We start from the raw sequence: 15,199 nt of genomic DNA, 5'->3' as shown, positions 1-15,199 counted from the left end.
TAATCATTCAGCATTGAAATAGGAATCAATTCATGTCTATCAATACTTACTACACCCTTGGCAAATCGGGCTTACGGGTCAGTCGTTTAGCCCTTGGTACGATGACTTTTGGCACGGAATGGGGCTGGGGAGCGGATGAAGAGACTGCCCGACAGCTATTCAACACCTACACTGAAGCAGGGGGAAATTTTATCGATACTGCCGATTTGTACACGAATGGAACCAGTGAATCTTGGCTCGGAAAGTTCATCTATGAACGCAATCTGCGCGATCGCACCGTAATCGCAACCAAATTTACTTACAACGCTGAACCTGGAAATCCCAACGCGGGCGGTAATGGACGTAAGAATATTCTGAGAGCCGTAGAAGGATCGCTCAAACGATTGGGAACCGATTACATCGATCTCTATATTCTGCACACCTGGGACACGATTACACCTGCGGAAGAAGTGATGCGGACGCTAAACGATCTGGTGCGATCGGGTAAAGTGCGTCATGTAGGCTTAAGCGATACGCCTGCTTGGTATGCGGCTCGATCGCAAACTTTAGCAGAATGGCGCGGGTACGAACCGATCTCGACGCTGCAATTGGAATACTCTCTAGTGGAGCGCAACATCGAGCGCGAGTTTATTGATTTAGGGCAAGCCTTGGGCATGGGCGTGATGGTATGGAGTCCATTGGCCAGTGGCTTACTGAGCGGCAAATATAAACCCAGCGAAGGCGGGTCTACGGGGGAAGGGCGACTAGAAACCGTCAAAGGCGTTTCTAATCCAGCCTTTCAGAAGTTTAGCGATCGCAACTGGAAGATTGTTGCTGAACTGGAAAAGGTTGCCCAAGAACTCGATCGCAGCATGGCTCAAGTGGCGGTGAACTGGACTGCCAATCGTCCCGGTATCGCTTCGGTGATTATCGGTGCAACCCGGTTATCGCAACTAGAAGATAACCTCAAGGCGCTAGACTTTACGATTCCGGCTGAGTTGTGCGATCGCTTAGAAAGCGTCAGTCGTCCTGAAGCTCAGTTCCCCTACAGCTTTTTTGGCGACGAAATTCAGGGCATGATTCATGGCGGTGTCGCGGTGGGTCAGCAGCCCATCGGTTATGCCCCTGAGCGGTCGATCCAATCGACTGGAGCAGGAGTTGCATAATGTCAAAGCTCCGTACCGCTTGGGACGGGGTGACAGTCGAATGCTTACAGTTGGTTCCTGATGCCGACTCAAATGTTGTGGTGAGTTTAGCGATCGCGCATCCGTCGCTAGACTCACCGATGCTCACATCCCCGCTCACTAGTCATCTGCATCTGACAATCCAGCCCAGCGCGATCCAGCTAAACATGGCAGAACAGTTCCAATCCCTGACTCTCCCGTTCAACGACTCCCAAACAGTGAGCGATCCATCCATCTTGCACCTGCTCCAACTGCTGCAAACCGAAATTCAAGTACCACAACTGATGAATCAAATGTTTGTTGCCTCGATCGTCACAGTTTTGACCACACACTTATTGCGAAACTTTCAGATGGAGCAATTTAGGCAATGAATAGGTTTGATTAAACACTCGCTCGAAACTGTTTTGGAGTCATACCGATCGCTTTACCAAACTGCGCGGTAAAGTGGCTTTGATTAGCAAATCCGCATTTAAGGGCAATCTCCGCGATCGCTACTTCCCGCTGCTGTGTCAGTATTTCTTTAGCCCGACGAATACGCTGCTGAAGCAGATATTGATAGGGAGTAATTCCGGTTGATTGTTTGAATAATCTAATAAAGTAATAACGACTCACATTCACAGTTTCAGCCAAATCAGCAAGCTGAATGTCTCGATCGAGATGAGCCTGAATAAAGTCTCGCACCTGCTGGAGTCGATAAGGCGAAAGTCCGGTTTCGTAGTCGCGCAGTTTGGGCTGATGGGCGCAATGGTGCCGCAATAGATGAATGCAGAATAGATTGGCTAAAGATTCCAGATAGAGCTGATTTCCCCACTGCGGTTGCTGCATTTCCTGCTGAAATGATACGGCTAAAGACAATAGCTTTGGATCGTGTGCTTGAACCGTGCTGAGTAGTTCGACGCGATCGCTCTTTATGCCATGTGTTTCAGCCGCAATCTGCGATAGAAAGACTGGATCTACTATAAAAAGCATTACTTCATCTGTACTTTCCCAGTGCCAGTATGCAGACCGCTCCGCTGGAACTAACCAAAGATCTCCTCGCTTTTGCTCTCCATCAAATTCTCGACCCTCGCAGCGAGTCACTTGACGCTGATTTCCCCAGCTATACTTTGCACGGTCATAAATTGCTTGTGTTTAGAGGGGAAAGCGGCTCGCGCTCGGCGGGTTTCCCGCCGATAGAAGCGAGACAAGACAGGGGAAGGGGAGAAAAAGTATCCTCCAGATTTTCCTGATTCTAGAAAGCTCAGGTTATGCCCGTGCGGAGTATATCTAGGAACAAACAGAGAAAATGATGTGATGCGCCAGAGGTTGCAATCTCATCAGGAGTTTCAATATCATGCCGCACAACCAACCCATCCGCAGCGATCGATTGGCTGACCTGAACCCATTCATCGTTGAGCAGTTCGGACGGAGATTGAGAAGACATGAAGGGTTCTCCAAGAAGCTACGCAAGCTTTGAAGTTGAGCAAAATTAGGGCGATTCTACCAGTTATTATTGCAGAATTTTTGCATGGAGAATTGTAGACAATGAACCTTTTGTTCAAACGCGCTCTCGAAAATGCTTTGGAGTCATGCCGATCGCTTTCCGAAACTGCGCCGTGAAATGGCTCTGATTAGAAAATCCCGTTTGGTACGAGACTTCTGCCACCGAAAGCCGTGTGACCGAAAGCAGCATTTTTGCCCGTTCGATCCGCCGCTGCATAATGTAACGGTGAGGTGGTTCTCCAGTGGCAGCTTTAAAAGCACGAGCAAAGTGAAATTGACTCATAGGAATTAGGGTCGCAAGGGTCGCGATCGCCAGCTCCTCAGCCAAATTATCCTCAATGTAGTCCTTCAGTTGTTTGAGCTTCAAACCCTCTAGACAAACGACTTCAGTTTTTGGCTGAAGGATGCCTCTAGTGTGGTTCCTCAACAGATGCACAGCTAACAAATTCCGCAGCGACTCTACATACAAGTTGCCCGCCAGCCCACCACTGAGCACTTCTGCCTTCAACAATTGTGAGACATGGAGAACCGTTGGATCTTGAAAAATAATCCGATGTTCAACTTCTGTCGTCGCAGATAATCCATTTTCGACGGCGATCTGCGGCAACAAGGCCGGATCGATCTCCAAGTTCACATATTCACTCGGTTTGACTCGGCGATGCCAAACAAACTCTCGATCGCCATACAGAAATACACTACCTGCGGGTAAGCTCGTCTGTTGGGATTGCCCATCCACCGACCAGACTACTTGCTCGTGGGGTTCAAATGCAACGCTTAAACCCTGCTTCGGCATGGCAAAATCAAAGTCGCCTACGGCATCAAGCCGCCCATACTCGACCCGCAGACCATCCCACTCATTTGTCAGAATCGTTGCAGCGGGTTGAAGCATGGAAGACGGCATAAAGACTTGAGAAGAAGATTTACAGTTGCTTAATATTCCTCCATTGTAATGGAGGGTCAGAAATTTCCATCAGGCTTGTGCTTTGCAAGTATCAAGAGTTTCTATGGTAAGTATTCGGGGCTTGAAGGGGCGATCGCTCCCTCAACAATCTTTGAATTAATTCTGACAGATGATTTTTTGTTTACGCTATCACCAGTAACCTGATGGCTAACGCCCCCGTTCACCCGCTGCTAGTAATAACGAAGAGATTAAATACGGTCGGCGTGCAACGGGATTGTTAGGCACGCTACCACTCATACTTTATGCGGTTCAAATTCTAACGGTTTTCACATCATTGATTGACAATTTAACTTTGTAGAGATAATGAGTAAAGGCTGGAATTAATTGATACGTTTCATTATAAATTGACTGACATGAGTACATATTTTTCACGAACCTCGAAGTTAGAGCGAGAGTAAAGCTTATGAGCATTAGTATTCGTTCTTGCAACTTCAAGATGAATTGCGCGAATGTCAAGATCTTTCGCCGCGATTTTAATAAATTCTAAGGTTTGTCTCCCTAGTCCCTCTCCTCGAAATTCAGGTCTAATATAGAATTCATCAATAAAAGCATCTTTTCCACCAAACTCAATACTATAACCAAGACACAGTGCTATATATCCAACAGGTCGGCGGTTGTAATAAATTAGCCAAATCCCGCCAAGTTCCACATTGGCTAACAATGTAGTAAGTGAGCTTTTCCTTTGTTCTTCTGTAATGTGGAGATCCTCAAATTCGTGGAACGCCCGAACGAGTGGCAAAAGAATTTCCAGATCTTCGATCGAAGCTATCTTAATTTCTGGTGTCATGATTTACTATCTCTTGACTTACTATCTCTTGGATTCATCACTGCCCTGCCCGTTCCGTAAACCCGCGACACACAACCGCCAGTTTGTTTCCATCTAGATCGCGCACGTAGGCAGCGTAGAAGTCAGGGTTATATTGCAGGCGGAGTCCCGGTGCCCCTTCGGGTGTACCACCATTGGACAGGGCGGCAGTGTAGAACTCTTCAACTGCTGCCCAGTTTTTTGCCCGCAGTGCGACCATCGAGCCGTTGCCAAGGGTAGCAGCCTTTCCGTCAATGGGTTTGCAAAGCCAAAGCACAACTTCTTTGATGCCTTGGTCTCCGTAGGTACACCAACCGACCCAGCCTTCCAAGTCCGGATCGCCTGAGATATCGCAACGCGACAATCCAAGCGCGCCGAGTACAGCGTCATAGAAGACACTTGCGCGAACTATGTCATTTGTGCCAAGACAAACATATGCGATCATAAGTGTCCTCTGTCGTGAATCGGAGTAGTTTGCAACCTGTTAGCGAAATAGGACGAAACAATGACCAGTAAACCACCAATCCACTGTGCCAGACTAGGCTGCTCACCAATCATCACAACTGCACTAGCTACACCAAAAACAGGAATCAGAGCAACATAAAAAGCAGCCTGACTTACAGGTATGTTCTGCAATGCAATGAGATAGAGCAAGAACCCCAAACCATACGCCATAATTCCTGAGCCTATTGCCAGCAACCAAAATTGCGGCGAAATCCCAGCAGCATTTACTTCGTAGTTGGGATTTACGATCGATAGCATACTAAAACAGAATACGGTCACGATTAAGCCGACTAACTGTTGCGACGAGGTGAGTTGTAGCGGATCTGATGATGCGATCTGCTTCTTACTGAAGAGAACATAAAAAACCGCAAAGATTACGCTCATCAGCAACAGTAAATTACCGATTAGCGAAGAATGACTAGCCCCTTGATGAGCATCCTTGAGCAGTAACAACAGCAACCCTGAAAAACTGAGGCCAGCAAGCAGTAATTTCATCCGCGTCAATTTTTCACCGAGAAACATTGCTGCAAATAAAATCGTCAGCACCACTTCTGATGAACCGATTAGTGTTGCATTGCTGGCGGTTGTCATTTGGACACCAAAAATACCAACCATATAGGTTAAACCAGGTTCAAAGATCCCCGCAAAACCTTGTTTGAGATGTTTCCAGGAAAAAGGTAGTTGGCGATCCCTCACATAACAAGCCGTTGCCAGAAATGCAACACTAGACGAGAGTTGAATAATCAGGAGTGTTGTCGCTGAAATCTCTGAGAGGGCGATTTTTGTCAGTGTTACCCCAACTCCCCAGCAAAAGGCGTAGCTGAGAGCCATAATGATATTGTTCATAAATTTAACATTTGGCAATATTTTTGTTCTACAGGGCAGCGATCGCCTGGGCACATTTCGCCCTCACAAAGACGACAAATTGCATAAGCACGTAGCTCACTGGTGGTCATGGCAGCAAGCATCTTCTCCATAAGCTGAGTTAACTGCTTTTGCTCATTGAGTGTTAAAGCGTTCACTGCAAGCTGTAACTGCTGCCGCCGTTCAGTCAAAATTGCCTGTCGCCGTTGATGACCTGCATTCGTGAGAAACAATGCTAGCGTTCTCCCATCTATGCCTGCTCTACGTTCGACCAAACCTTGCGCTGCTAGCCGATCGACCAAACGGACAGTTCCAGGGTGAGAAAGGTTCAAAATCTGGCGCAAAGTATTGATAGAAAGTCCAGGTTCTGCGCCTAGTGTGACCAGAGCCGCAGGAGTCTCTCCACCATGCCCCACACTTGCTTCAACAACCACATTTATCCCATCGACTACACTTAAAGCCAGCGCACCGAGAAGATTGAGAGTTCGTTCAGTCATAGTCATAAAATTACTCAATCCTGCTTGGATTAATCACTGTTGACGGATGCTCATGGACGATGAGCCACTGATTGTTCCGTTTTTCCCAAACATCTGTATGTCTGGCATTCACCTTAAACTCGTTGCCATCCTCGAACCTGTATGCCATATGGGAAGTAAAGGCAGTGACCGCTACTTGCCCATCTGCCAGTAGCTTTACTTGCAAGTCTTGATTCGGAGACACCGTAAGCCGCAATAGTCCTGGGTAAATGGATCGCATTTGTGCAAACCCAGTAAACCCCTCAAGCGGTGGTAGCGAATCGTAAATGACAACATCTGAGTCCATTGCGTAGAACGTTTCAAGACGATCGAAGTTTGGACAACCACTATCAGTCGTCCACGCCTCGCAATACTCCTGAATGCGGTTTTGCCATTCAGTGTTCATGTGTCCTCCTAAAAAATTGTTGAACGTTAACTATCGATAAACTATATATGTATGTATTATACATATGTCTTGGAGAATGTAAAGACAAAGCTGGCAAGTTCTCGAACAGCACCTCAAGCGTAGTCCTGTGTTTGGCAGAAAACTAGGACTACATTCTTACCGATAGCTCAAGTAGCACAACGTTCCCAATCACCCGCCGCTAGTAGACTTTCGGACTCAACCAGTAATTCCTAAACGGTCGGTGTGCAGGCGGATTGTTGTGCCGCGCTTATTGCAGCACTTTTCTTAAGAAGAATCGGCTGTGCCCTGCTGGAAAGTCTGATAGCTCTCCAAATACAACGTATCCATGCTTTTGATAGAATTCTGGTGCTTGAAAGCTAAACGTATCTAAATAGGCATATTGGCAACCCCGCTTAACAGCTTCCTGCTCCGCAGCAGCTAGAAGGGAGATACCGTAACCGCCTCCTCGGTATGATTCGTGTATCCAAAAAACATCAACGTATAGCCACTGCCAATATGTTGACCCAACTAGCCCACCGACTAAATTCTCGTCTGCATCTCGTAAGAAAATAGCTAATTGCCGAAAACTGCCTTCACCAGCACAACGACTGTTGAATTGGATTAGTTGTCGAACAATGAATTCAGTCTCATCAAGCTTTGGTTCATCGGCTATCTCAATTCTGAGTTGTGGCTTCATCTGAATTTCTAGTGTGAGCAAAAACTTTCCCCATTGTAGAATCAGCAGCGATCGCCTCACCAACCGATCGAAAAACACGTCCCATCAACCATCTCAAGATGACTAGATGCCGAACACCAACAGACAAGTTCTAAACTACTGCCCCAATAAATAACCTGAGCGGCACAACGTTGCCGATGAGCCGCGCGGGCCACCGAACTAAAACCTCGCAATACGTCACCGCATCGGCTCCATTGGCTGGTTAGGCAGTACTACGCGCGTTCTCGAATGACTGACGTGTTTGAACCATGTAGACGGCTGGGCCATCAGGCGTGGTGATTATCTTCTGCCGTACAAACCCCGCCTTCTCGTAGCAACGGATCGCCCGATGGTTGTTCGGAGTTGGGTCGGTTTGGATCTTCGTCACAGTGGAGTCCAAGAACAACCGCTCAACGAGCGCACGGACAAGCTTTGTTCCCAGACCCTTGCTCAACTGTGTCGGATTAGCCAGAGACTGGTCAATTCCCCTCACTCCTGGGTCAGTTTCGTCTTCCCACCATCCATCACCGCTGCCGAGTGCGACGTAAGACTGGGCGTAGCCGATCGGCTCCTCGCCCAGCATTGCGATGTACGGCGTGACGGACTCTTCTGCCAGAACTCTTGGCAGGTAGTGTTCCAGCACTTCATCAAGAGTCGGGCGTTCCTCTTCACCGCCCCACCACTCGAATATGTGGGGTCGGTTCAGCCAGTCATGGAGCATCGGAAGATCTTGCTCGGTCATGAGGCGCAAGGTAACGGGGGTGTCGATCGCGGACATAGGTATGGTGGTTCTGTGATGCATAACGTCATCTGCATCAGCGGACGGCGATGCAGGATAAGCGTGATGATAGCGTATTGCTCCGTTCCGTTGCATGCAGTAGTTAGGTTTCTGGCAAATACATTCACCTTTCAAGCATTTAATAATTTAACATACTTAGCAATTTCGTAAAAGGTAGGTAATGCTTCTCGACAAAACGCAGGAAAACTCAGAAACCCATGCACCATATCCGAATAATCAATCAGAGTTACTGGAGTTCCAGCTTCTTGCAAACGTTGTGCATACTCATGTGCTTGGTCATGCAGTGGATCGTATTCACTCGTGATTATCAAAGTAGGTGGCAGATTGTTTAAATCCTGCGCTAATAACGGTGAGAAATAGGGTTGTAGAATGTCAGCCTCAGTTCGCGCATAACACTGCACAAAATATCGCATCCGTTCTTGGGTAAGGATTGGCGCATTGGCATATTTTTCGATCGAAGGTTGGTCTAACATCCCACTCATTACTGGGTAAATCAAAATTTGTCGAGCAATCGACGAATGCCCTTGATCTCTCGCCATCAAGCAGACTGCTGCTGCTAAATTTCCGCCCGCGCTATCGCCCATCACAATCACTCTTTCTGAGTCAGCCTTCAGGTTCACTGAATGCTTGACTGCCCAAAGCAGGACATCATAGCAATCTTCCAAAGCGGTTGGATATTTGAAGAATGGAGCAAGTCGATAGCACACAGCGAGTACAATTGCACCTGTATCTCTGGCAATGCGACGACACATCCGATCATGAGTTTGGAAATTTCCATACACCCAACCGCCACCATGAAAGAACAGAATTATAGGTAAGTTTTCCTGGATGACAGGATAGTAAAGCCGAATCGGAATCTCTCCGTGTCGCCCGCTAATCTTCTGTTGCATGATGTCAGCTAGAGCGATTCTCTTTCCTCCAAAAATACGTTCTACTATTGGAGGAATTGGTTTTTCAGAGGTTTCGCGCAGTTCATCCAGACTCATTTTCTCCAAAGGCTTGGAGAAATTTAAGATTCCGTCTAGCAACTGAATTTTCCAATCTAGATTTAACTTGTCCATCCAGAAAAACGTGATGTAATTTGTAACTTATAGCAGTTTAGGCTTTTAACATTGCCTTTGTCACTGTGCTACACATGGCACCCTACAAGCTGTCTCAAAGCACTGACAGCACCGATAACTTAAGAAATCTAACGACCAAGCTCACCGGACACAGACAACTTCTCGAACTCAACCGATCAGCCCTATTGTTCCGATGCAGCGACTTGTTGGGCTGCTGCCACTTACGATGAGGCTACGACTGCTCTTAATTGTTGCTCAATGGCATCACATGCTACGCCAACTCCATCTTCTGCCTGCATAATTCGCCCAATTTCTGACGCTTTCGTTCTGTAACTTGGATTTTCCAGCAACTCACTCAACTCCTTCGCAACCCGTGAAGCAGAGTACTGTTTACGGGAGATTGTGCGAGATGTTCCTAATCGTTGGATTCTTGCTGCATTGTCAGGTTGATCATGGCTGTACGGCATAATCAAGGTCGGACGACCTGCCCGTAAAGCTTGTGCTGTTGTGCCAATGCCACCCTGATGTACGATCGCACAGGCACGAGGAAAAATCTGAGAATACGGTGCGTAGTTGACTGCTAAAACATTGGCTGGAAGGTTCTTCAATGGCGGGTTATTGCCAATGAGGAAAACAGCACGGCGATTCAGTTGTGTAACAGCTTGAAGACTTTCTTTGTAAAAATTTCCTGCATTCATCACCGCAGCAGAGCCGAGGGTGAAGACTATCGGAGGGTCGCCCGCTTCTAAAAACTGCTTCAACTCCGGAGCGAGTTCTGCACCATCTTGCGTCCCATCATAAAAAGTGAAGCCTGCGATTACGGTGTTTTCCGCCCAGTCTGGTTGAGGTTGCCCTAAAACTGAAGAAAATAAGGCAACGACTAGGTAAGGTGAAAACCGATTCTCAAGAAAGAGATTGTAGTCGATCGGTGATAAATCAAGTTCTCGTCGCAGTTGTCGAATGGGATCTGCCCAAGAGTTACTCACATATTTGGCAAAATTGAGCACGCCTCGATTTACCAGTGGTCCCAGTTTGTACAGCTTTGCTAAAGCCGGAAACGGAGCTAAAACCGGGGGATCATAGATTGAGAAAAATGAGAGGGGAACCATTGCGCTAGAAGCCCATCGCATTCCGAGTTTTTCTGCCACAAGCGGAGTTACGATTACTCCTTCGCCCGAAAAGATGAAGTCTACGTCTTTGGCAACGTTAAGCAAATCTGTATACATTTCGCGTAAATGCGGGTTCACCCACTGACGTACCATGTATTCTTGTCCAGTTTTCAAATCCATCATTCGAGCCATTTCTTGTGGGTCGTTCATCGCTGTGAAATCCGGACGCATGGAATGAAACTCAAACCCCAAGGCTTGCAGCTTTGATTGATAAACTTCATGCGTGACAAATACAACATCATGACCGCGTTGCCGTAGCTCTAGCGCGATCGCGATCATGGGGTGAAGATCGCCCAAGGTTCCTAATGTCGTCACAGCAATTCGACTCATTTTTTTGCCTCTTTCTCCGTAGCATTTGCTTTATACTATCGCTTTGAATTGCTCACCAACCATTTCAAACTACTGCCAACACCTGTAACCGAAGCAGCCTAACTTGAGCTGAGCCGCAACGCCGTCTTGCGCCGTCGTGCGGCTAGCAACAGGTGTTGTCGGCTCCTGCGAAAGTTGCCCCGCAACGCTCCCAGATTTTAGCATACACTGTCAAATTTTATACAGCGTTGTCGGCGGCAACTATTATTATGCGGAAACTTTCCACCTATCCACCCAAATTTGGGTGGATCGACTGAAAAATTCAGCATATTCATTATACAAAAGGAAAACTATCTGTAGATCCTGCTATTTAAGGTGGCTGTGCTGAATTTTCCAACTTATTGTAACATCTCGAACTTAACGAAGAAGACTGGTACGTTCCGCTGCAACACGATATATTAGCTGAACCGAATCGACTCAATTCTCACACTGCCGCCACACCCACACGAAACTGATTGGCACATCCCGATAGACTGACCAACTCGGCTTCGTCTCGATCCAACGATCGTCGATGACCTGTTCGCGTAATTCGAGCAGTTGCCAGCCCGCCGCAAGTGCCGCCTGTACATGGTCAGACAACAGATGGATGTGCGTCTCGATTGCGACTGGCTCTCCATTGTCTCCTTGGAAGTGCGTAGGCATCCCTGCCGCCATAATGAAGAATGGATGAAAGCCAACAAGTACATACGTCGCGCCACGTCGCGCCAGCCGCGCTGCTTCCGCGTACAACGGTGCAAGCTCAGCAAGATGTTCGTCAACGAGGCACGTCACGATCGAGTCGTAACTAGCCGTTGGCAGTCCGGTCGTACAAACATCCGCCACTCGGAGGGACGCGAAAACGTCCCGTTTGCGAGCCAGATCCAGCATCTCGGAGGTGGCATCGACACCATCGATCTCCCGTACGCCCTTGCTCGCTAGCCATGCAGCAGTGCGTCCCGTGCCGCAGCCGAGATCCGCGCAACGCTCGACTGCACTCCAATTAACGCTTTGGATCTGGTCGAGCAACCACAGATCCATATCCTGCTTTACAGTGTCCTCGTATGTCCCAGCCCATTGAGCGTAGCCTTCATGCGCTGCCACAGTTCGGTAGTTGCGTCGATCGAATGTAGAGAAACGCAGCATAAGAAACTCCTTCTAATCTGCTTGGGGCGGCTAACTATTTATTAGAGGGAAACTTCCTGTCTATTCCCTGAAAACCTGGGTGAGATCTGGAAAAATATTGGCTCAAAATCTAATATTTCATTGATACTCTCCAGATACTTTTCTAAACTAGCACGATCTTCAGAAAGTTTCCAGATATTGCTCCAAATCGGGATGATATCTGGAAATAACTCTAACTCGATGGGTGAATCGATCGTCAAAATATATCTATCTTTTGACATATTTTTTCAAATTTATTGAATTATTCTATCGATCGATTCCGGTGACAGAAAGCAACTACTTTTCCTGGCAATAACCTCAGCAGTCCAACGTTGCCCATCACCCATCGCAGATCGCCGCTGTATCCTACCGATCCCTTTTCGTCGGTCGGTTGCATGGGCGTTGTTGGGCGGCGATCCGGAGTGAGATCGAGGCAAGGGTTCGATCTCACCTCGGATCGCCCTCTCTTCCTTCATTATTCGGCTTGCTCCAGGGCAGCCCTGGCTCGATCCATATATTCTGACATTGCAGCATCGATCGCCCCTCGACTGGCGATTTCCGGCTTCTCTTGCTGATACATCCGGTTTAAGGACTGCTCGATGCCAGGATCGCCGCCAGTAAACAATTGAATCAATTCCAGTGAGCGTCGAGCCAAAGCTTTCACAGGTTCGCTCGCTGGATCGGTGCCCTTCTCCATCTCAGCCTGTACCTGCTCGATCAACTCTTGCCAATCGGCTTGTACCTGACGCATCTGCTCTTCACCCAGGAGTTCTCGGCGTTGCTTGAGGGTTTCCAATTGTTCGGGTGTGTAATATTTTTCCAACATACAAATAGCCTCAATGGTTTGAATCAAAACTTCGACAGAAACAGGTTCTACCGAATTCACAGTTTGAGCAATGCTCTCCAAACGGTTGAGCAGTTTTTGGAAAAGTGCAATTTGTTCTCGTACTCGTTCGATGTGAAGTTGCATTACATACACGAACGAAAAATTAGATTTCCCAAGACATTCGCGAATTTCGTCCAACGAGAACCCGATTTGCCGCAACGAAACAATTTGCTGCAATCGGATAATGTCAGCCTCGCCATACAGGCGATAGCCCGTTTCAGTCCGGTGAGACGGCGAGAGTAAGCCGATCTCATCGTAGTAGTGCAACGTCCGCACCGAGACTCCAGTTTGTTTAGCGAGATCGCCGACTTTGATCGTGACTGGCTGCATCTGCTTTTCCTCCTTGCGTAGAGACAATCTCAATCTGTGAATGCATCCATCGTAAGAGCCTCACGCTGCGTCAGTGTCAAGGGGGGCAATAAAAAAATCAACTACAACACGGTGTGCATGTGCGTTGTTAGCCTGTTTATTGAGAGCTTGAAGTTCAATCATCAACGGGCAACTTCCACCTGGGGTAAGTCCGATCGAATATCTCGCGCTGCTGCTTGAGATCGACTTGGGGTAATGTCCTTTCCACAAGATCGAAAACTTCCTCAACAAGTTGGCGTAGCTCATGAATTCCGCTTACAGCATCAGCTTGAAAAACACGCTCTAGCCGATTGAAAAAACCAGACGGTTTGATGCTCATTTCTTCAGCCCAGTAGCGTGTCCACTTGAAGCCGGGATGATAAACGCGGTTCAGCCCGAACAGTATGTTGAGCAGCCTTCGCACAATGGCGCACTTGTTTTCGTACAGCATCGGAATCTCAAGGCGATCGGTCAAGATGTGTTGACCATCAAATGGGCGGAACTTCAGATGCTTTTGAACCATTGCAACTGTAAGTTCTTCAGGATAAGGAGAAAGCTGAGTTTGCCATTGTTTAATGATGTCTTCACCCTGAAGAACCACTGCGCGTTGAAGATGAAATGCGATCGCTTGCTTCTCAAACACAAGTCCGTTTTGCGACACATCGTAACGCTCAACAACATCAATCACGATGTTGTCGATTGTATCTCGCGCCCAATGACCTGCTTCGACTTTCATACCAGACAGATAGAACTGCTCCAACCACCCCTGTGTTGTTTCCCCACGCGGCTCAATTTCCCACCCTGTGACACCAACACTCTGCGCTTTGACTTGTAATTCTTCGGCAGAAGGTAGTTTTGACCAGATAAACGCCAATTCAAGGTCTGAATATTGGTCTGAAATCCCTAATACTGCCGAGCCAAACACAAAACAAGCTTCAACTTTGGGATTAGCAGTGAAAGCGGGAGCTATTTTGTGAGCCAAGGAAATTCGCCATACGCTGTGCTCATTCATGTTGATGATTCACATCTCTACCGCAACAATCTAGCGCAACAGGCTAACGATCGCAATCACCCGCCGCAGATAGCCTTTGCATCATAGCCGATAAACTCTGGTCGGTCGGTGTGCATGAGCGTTGTTTGGGTGGCGTAGACACTTTGCAATTATGAGTGTTCCAACCAAAACTGAAACGCTGCCCTTGCTCTTTCAAGGAATTCGGGCAAACGTTATTTCGAGTAGAACGGTGTTAATTTGTAGACGATCGCCAATTCTGAATTGTTTATTTCTATCGTTTCTTCACTAGCAATGTTGACAGATATAACGTGCATAAAATTTACCTTTATTTTGTAGTGACTGCAAGTTTACTCAATCTCCACAGTCCATTGGACTTCGCTTTAACAAACTGGGTCACAATGAAACCTTGAGCGTTAGAATTAAATCGTCGAACGATTTGAGGCACTCACCATGTACAAATTTTCCGCTGCTTCGGAGAATGAACTCATCGTGTTTGGCTCTGCCCGCCCCGGATACAGCAATGAGAAAGTCAACGAGTGGATTGAGTTTATGCACAGCCAAGAGATCGAGCGGGTCTGCTGTTTGCTTCCCGAATCTCAGCTCGCTCGCTATTCCAATCTGCTTGAAGTTTATCGACAAACTTTCGGGATCGACCAAGTGTGCTGGGCACCGATCGAGGATTTTAACTTTGCCGATCCTGACCTGCTGATTCATCAAATTTTGCCGTTCTTAGCTACTGCTAATCAGAAAAATGAGAAGGTTGTTGTGCATTGCTCTGGTGGAGTTGGGCGCACGGGGCACGTTCTAGCCGCTTGGCTTGTGGCTGGACGAGGACTCTCCAATACAGCCGCGATCGCAGCCGTTAAGCAAACTGGGAAAAATCCCTATGAAGCGATCGTCGCCGCTCCTTTCAAGGGACGCAATCCTTGGAAAGTTGCGGCGGAACTCGATCTGCTACTGGATGAATGCAATCGATTAAGAGGCAAGTTAGTTTGATGTC

20 protein-coding genes are annotated in these 15,199 nt (G+C 47.6%); 3 read left to right on the top strand and 17 right to left on the bottom strand.

Features of this window, described 5'->3' with window-relative positions; all coding sequences use genetic code 11:
• Nucleotides 1–32: 32 nt before the first annotated feature.
• Nucleotides 33–1,145, top strand: coding sequence for an aldo/keto reductase (locus CHA6605_RS29870; RefSeq protein ID WP_015328903.1), 1,113 nt, complete (start codon nt 33–35; stop codon nt 1,143–1,145).
• Nucleotides 1,145–1,534: a hypothetical protein gene (locus CHA6605_RS29865; protein WP_015328902.1), complete on the top strand. Its 390-nt coding sequence runs from the start codon at nt 1,145–1,147 to the stop codon at nt 1,532–1,534. The genes CHA6605_RS29870 and CHA6605_RS29865 overlap by 1 nt, the downstream gene beginning before the upstream one ends.
• Before the next feature lie 10 nt (nt 1,535–1,544).
• On the opposite strand, the gene CHA6605_RS29860 is transcribed toward CHA6605_RS29865, so the two are convergent.
• From CHA6605_RS29860 to CHA6605_RS29785, 17 genes are all read right to left on the bottom strand, one after another.
• On the bottom strand, nt 1,545–2,132 hold the full coding sequence (locus CHA6605_RS29860) for an AraC family transcriptional regulator (protein ID WP_198288605.1): 588 nt from the start codon (nt 2,130–2,132) through the stop codon (nt 1,545–1,547).
• Nucleotides 2,133–2,403: 271 nt separating this feature from the next.
• Nucleotides 2,404–2,586, bottom strand: a complete 183-nt coding sequence (locus CHA6605_RS33410; protein ID WP_015328900.1) for a hypothetical protein — start codon at nt 2,584–2,586, stop codon at nt 2,404–2,406.
• A 114-nt stretch (nt 2,587–2,700) separates the two neighbouring features.
• Nucleotides 2,701–3,546, bottom strand: a complete 846-nt coding sequence (locus CHA6605_RS29855) for an AraC family transcriptional regulator (protein ID WP_041550336.1) — start codon at nt 3,544–3,546, stop codon at nt 2,701–2,703.
• A gap of 397 nt (nt 3,547–3,943) precedes the next feature.
• Entirely contained in the window at nt 3,944–4,393 is a 450-nt protein-coding gene (locus CHA6605_RS29850) for a GNAT family N-acetyltransferase (protein ID WP_015328896.1), read from the bottom strand.
• Between the two features lie 37 nt (nt 4,394–4,430).
• Nucleotides 4,431–4,856 (bottom strand): VOC family protein, encoded by a 426-nt coding sequence (locus CHA6605_RS29845; protein WP_015328895.1) that lies wholly within the window; start codon nt 4,854–4,856, stop codon nt 4,431–4,433.
• Entirely contained in the window at nt 4,853–5,761 is a 909-nt protein-coding gene (locus CHA6605_RS29840; protein WP_015328894.1) for a DMT family transporter, read from the bottom strand. The genes CHA6605_RS29845 and CHA6605_RS29840 overlap by 4 nt, the downstream gene beginning before the upstream one ends.
• Complete coding sequence (locus CHA6605_RS29835; RefSeq protein ID WP_041550458.1) at nt 5,758–6,276, bottom strand: MarR family winged helix-turn-helix transcriptional regulator; 519 nt, start codon at nt 6,274–6,276, stop codon at nt 5,758–5,760. Before CHA6605_RS29835 ends, CHA6605_RS29840 begins: the two co-directional genes overlap by 4 nt.
• Nucleotides 6,277–6,286: 10 nt before the next feature.
• Entirely contained in the window at nt 6,287–6,700 is a 414-nt protein-coding gene (locus CHA6605_RS29830; protein ID WP_015328892.1) for a YybH family protein, read from the bottom strand.
• A gap of 268 nt (nt 6,701–6,968) precedes the next feature.
• The gene (locus CHA6605_RS29825) at nt 6,969–7,397 is read right to left on the bottom strand and encodes a GNAT family N-acetyltransferase (protein WP_051039083.1); all 429 of its coding nucleotides are present in this window, start codon (nt 7,395–7,397) and stop codon (nt 6,969–6,971) included.
• A 241-nt stretch (nt 7,398–7,638) separates the two neighbouring features.
• Entirely contained in the window at nt 7,639–8,193 is a 555-nt protein-coding gene (locus CHA6605_RS29820) for an aminoglycoside 6'-N-acetyltransferase AacA47 (RefSeq protein WP_041550454.1), read from the bottom strand.
• Nucleotides 8,194–8,324: 131 nt separating this feature from the next.
• Complete coding sequence (locus CHA6605_RS29815) at nt 8,325–9,275, bottom strand: alpha/beta hydrolase (RefSeq protein WP_015328889.1); 951 nt, start codon at nt 9,273–9,275, stop codon at nt 8,325–8,327.
• A gap of 221 nt (nt 9,276–9,496) precedes the next feature.
• Nucleotides 9,497–10,774, bottom strand: coding sequence for a glycosyltransferase (locus tag CHA6605_RS29810; RefSeq protein WP_015328888.1), 1,278 nt, complete (start codon nt 10,772–10,774; stop codon nt 9,497–9,499).
• 69 nt (nt 10,775–10,843) lie between these two features.
• Nucleotides 10,844–10,978, bottom strand: coding sequence for a hypothetical protein (locus CHA6605_RS36395; protein ID WP_269744620.1), 135 nt, complete (start codon nt 10,976–10,978; stop codon nt 10,844–10,846).
• Nucleotides 10,979–11,230: 252 nt separating this feature from the next.
• Nucleotides 11,231–11,935 carry a class I SAM-dependent DNA methyltransferase gene (locus CHA6605_RS29805; protein WP_015328887.1) on the bottom strand — a complete coding sequence of 235 codons (705 nt, stop codon included), beginning with the start codon at nt 11,933–11,935 and terminating at the stop codon, nt 11,231–11,233.
• Nucleotides 11,936–11,976: 41 nt separating this feature from the next.
• A complete protein-coding gene (locus CHA6605_RS29800) occupies nt 11,977–12,195 on the bottom strand; it encodes a hypothetical protein (protein WP_015328886.1) in 219 nt (72 codons plus the stop codon).
• Between the two features lie 233 nt (nt 12,196–12,428).
• A complete protein-coding gene (locus CHA6605_RS29790) occupies nt 12,429–13,169 on the bottom strand; it encodes a MerR family transcriptional regulator (protein WP_015328885.1) in 741 nt (246 codons plus the stop codon).
• Between the two features lie 154 nt (nt 13,170–13,323).
• Nucleotides 13,324–14,199, bottom strand: coding sequence for a DUF4037 domain-containing protein (locus tag CHA6605_RS29785; protein WP_015328884.1), 876 nt, complete (start codon nt 14,197–14,199; stop codon nt 13,324–13,326).
• Nucleotides 14,200–14,649: 450 nt separating this feature from the next.
• On the opposite strand from CHA6605_RS29785, the gene CHA6605_RS29780 reads away from it, so the two are divergent.
• A complete protein-coding gene (locus CHA6605_RS29780) occupies nt 14,650–15,195 on the top strand; it encodes a protein-tyrosine phosphatase family protein (protein WP_015328883.1) in 546 nt (181 codons plus the stop codon).
• The last annotated feature ends 4 nt before the right edge of the window (nt 15,196–15,199 follow it).

This window comes from Chamaesiphon minutus PCC 6605, from assembly GCF_000317145.1.
Classification (GTDB): domain Bacteria; phylum Cyanobacteriota; class Cyanobacteriia; order Cyanobacteriales; family Chamaesiphonaceae; genus Chamaesiphon; species Chamaesiphon minutus.
The sequence above is the reverse complement of the archived record's forward strand: the minus strand, read 5'-3'. Positions and strand labels throughout refer to the sequence as shown.

Excerpts from the sequence above, each read along its gene's own strand:
- CHA6605_RS29850 (WP_015328896.1), bottom strand. The coding sequence starts at position 4,393 with ATGACACCAGAAATTAAGATAGCTTCGATCGAAGATCTGGAAATTCTT.
- CHA6605_RS29835 (WP_041550458.1), bottom strand. The coding sequence starts at position 6,276 with ATGACTGAACGAACTCTCAATCTTCTCGGTGCGCTGGCTTTAAGTGTA.
- CHA6605_RS33410 (WP_015328900.1), bottom strand. The coding sequence starts at position 2,586 with ATGTCTTCTCAATCTCCGTCCGAACTGCTCAACGATGAATGGGTTCAG.
- CHA6605_RS29820 (WP_041550454.1), bottom strand. The coding sequence starts at position 8,193 with ATGTCCGCGATCGACACCCCCGTTACCTTGCGCCTCATGACCGAGCAA.
- CHA6605_RS29830 (WP_015328892.1), bottom strand. The coding sequence starts at position 6,700 with ATGAACACTGAATGGCAAAACCGCATTCAGGAGTATTGCGAGGCGTGG.
- CHA6605_RS29855 (WP_041550336.1), bottom strand. The coding sequence starts at position 3,546 with ATGCCGTCTTCCATGCTTCAACCCGCTGCAACGATTCTGACAAATGAG.
- CHA6605_RS29825 (WP_051039083.1), bottom strand. The coding sequence starts at position 7,397 with ATGAAGCCACAACTCAGAATTGAGATAGCCGATGAACCAAAGCTTGAT.
- CHA6605_RS29790 (WP_015328885.1), bottom strand. The coding sequence starts at position 13,169 with ATGCAGCCAGTCACGATCAAAGTCGGCGATCTCGCTAAACAAACTGGA.
- CHA6605_RS29815 (WP_015328889.1), bottom strand. The coding sequence starts at position 9,275 with ATGGACAAGTTAAATCTAGATTGGAAAATTCAGTTGCTAGACGGAATC.
- CHA6605_RS29780 (WP_015328883.1), top strand. The coding sequence starts at position 14,650 with ATGTACAAATTTTCCGCTGCTTCGGAGAATGAACTCATCGTGTTTGGC.
- CHA6605_RS29845 (WP_015328895.1), bottom strand. The coding sequence starts at position 4,856 with ATGATCGCATATGTTTGTCTTGGCACAAATGACATAGTTCGCGCAAGT.
- CHA6605_RS29810 (WP_015328888.1), bottom strand. The coding sequence starts at position 10,774 with ATGAGTCGAATTGCTGTGACGACATTAGGAACCTTGGGCGATCTTCAC.
- CHA6605_RS36395 (WP_269744620.1), bottom strand. The coding sequence starts at position 10,978 with ATGCTAAAATCTGGGAGCGTTGCGGGGCAACTTTCGCAGGAGCCGACA.
- CHA6605_RS29805 (WP_015328887.1), bottom strand. The coding sequence starts at position 11,935 with ATGCTGCGTTTCTCTACATTCGATCGACGCAACTACCGAACTGTGGCA.
- CHA6605_RS29865 (WP_015328902.1), top strand. The coding sequence starts at position 1,145 with ATGTCAAAGCTCCGTACCGCTTGGGACGGGGTGACAGTCGAATGCTTA.
- CHA6605_RS29860 (WP_198288605.1), bottom strand. The coding sequence starts at position 2,132 with ATGCTTTTTATAGTAGATCCAGTCTTTCTATCGCAGATTGCGGCTGAA.
- CHA6605_RS29785 (WP_015328884.1), bottom strand. The coding sequence starts at position 14,199 with ATGAATGAGCACAGCGTATGGCGAATTTCCTTGGCTCACAAAATAGCT.
- CHA6605_RS29800 (WP_015328886.1), bottom strand. The coding sequence starts at position 12,195 with ATGTCAAAAGATAGATATATTTTGACGATCGATTCACCCATCGAGTTA.
- CHA6605_RS29840 (WP_015328894.1), bottom strand. The coding sequence starts at position 5,761 with ATGAACAATATCATTATGGCTCTCAGCTACGCCTTTTGCTGGGGAGTT.
- CHA6605_RS29870 (WP_015328903.1), top strand. The coding sequence starts at position 33 with ATGTCTATCAATACTTACTACACCCTTGGCAAATCGGGCTTACGGGTC.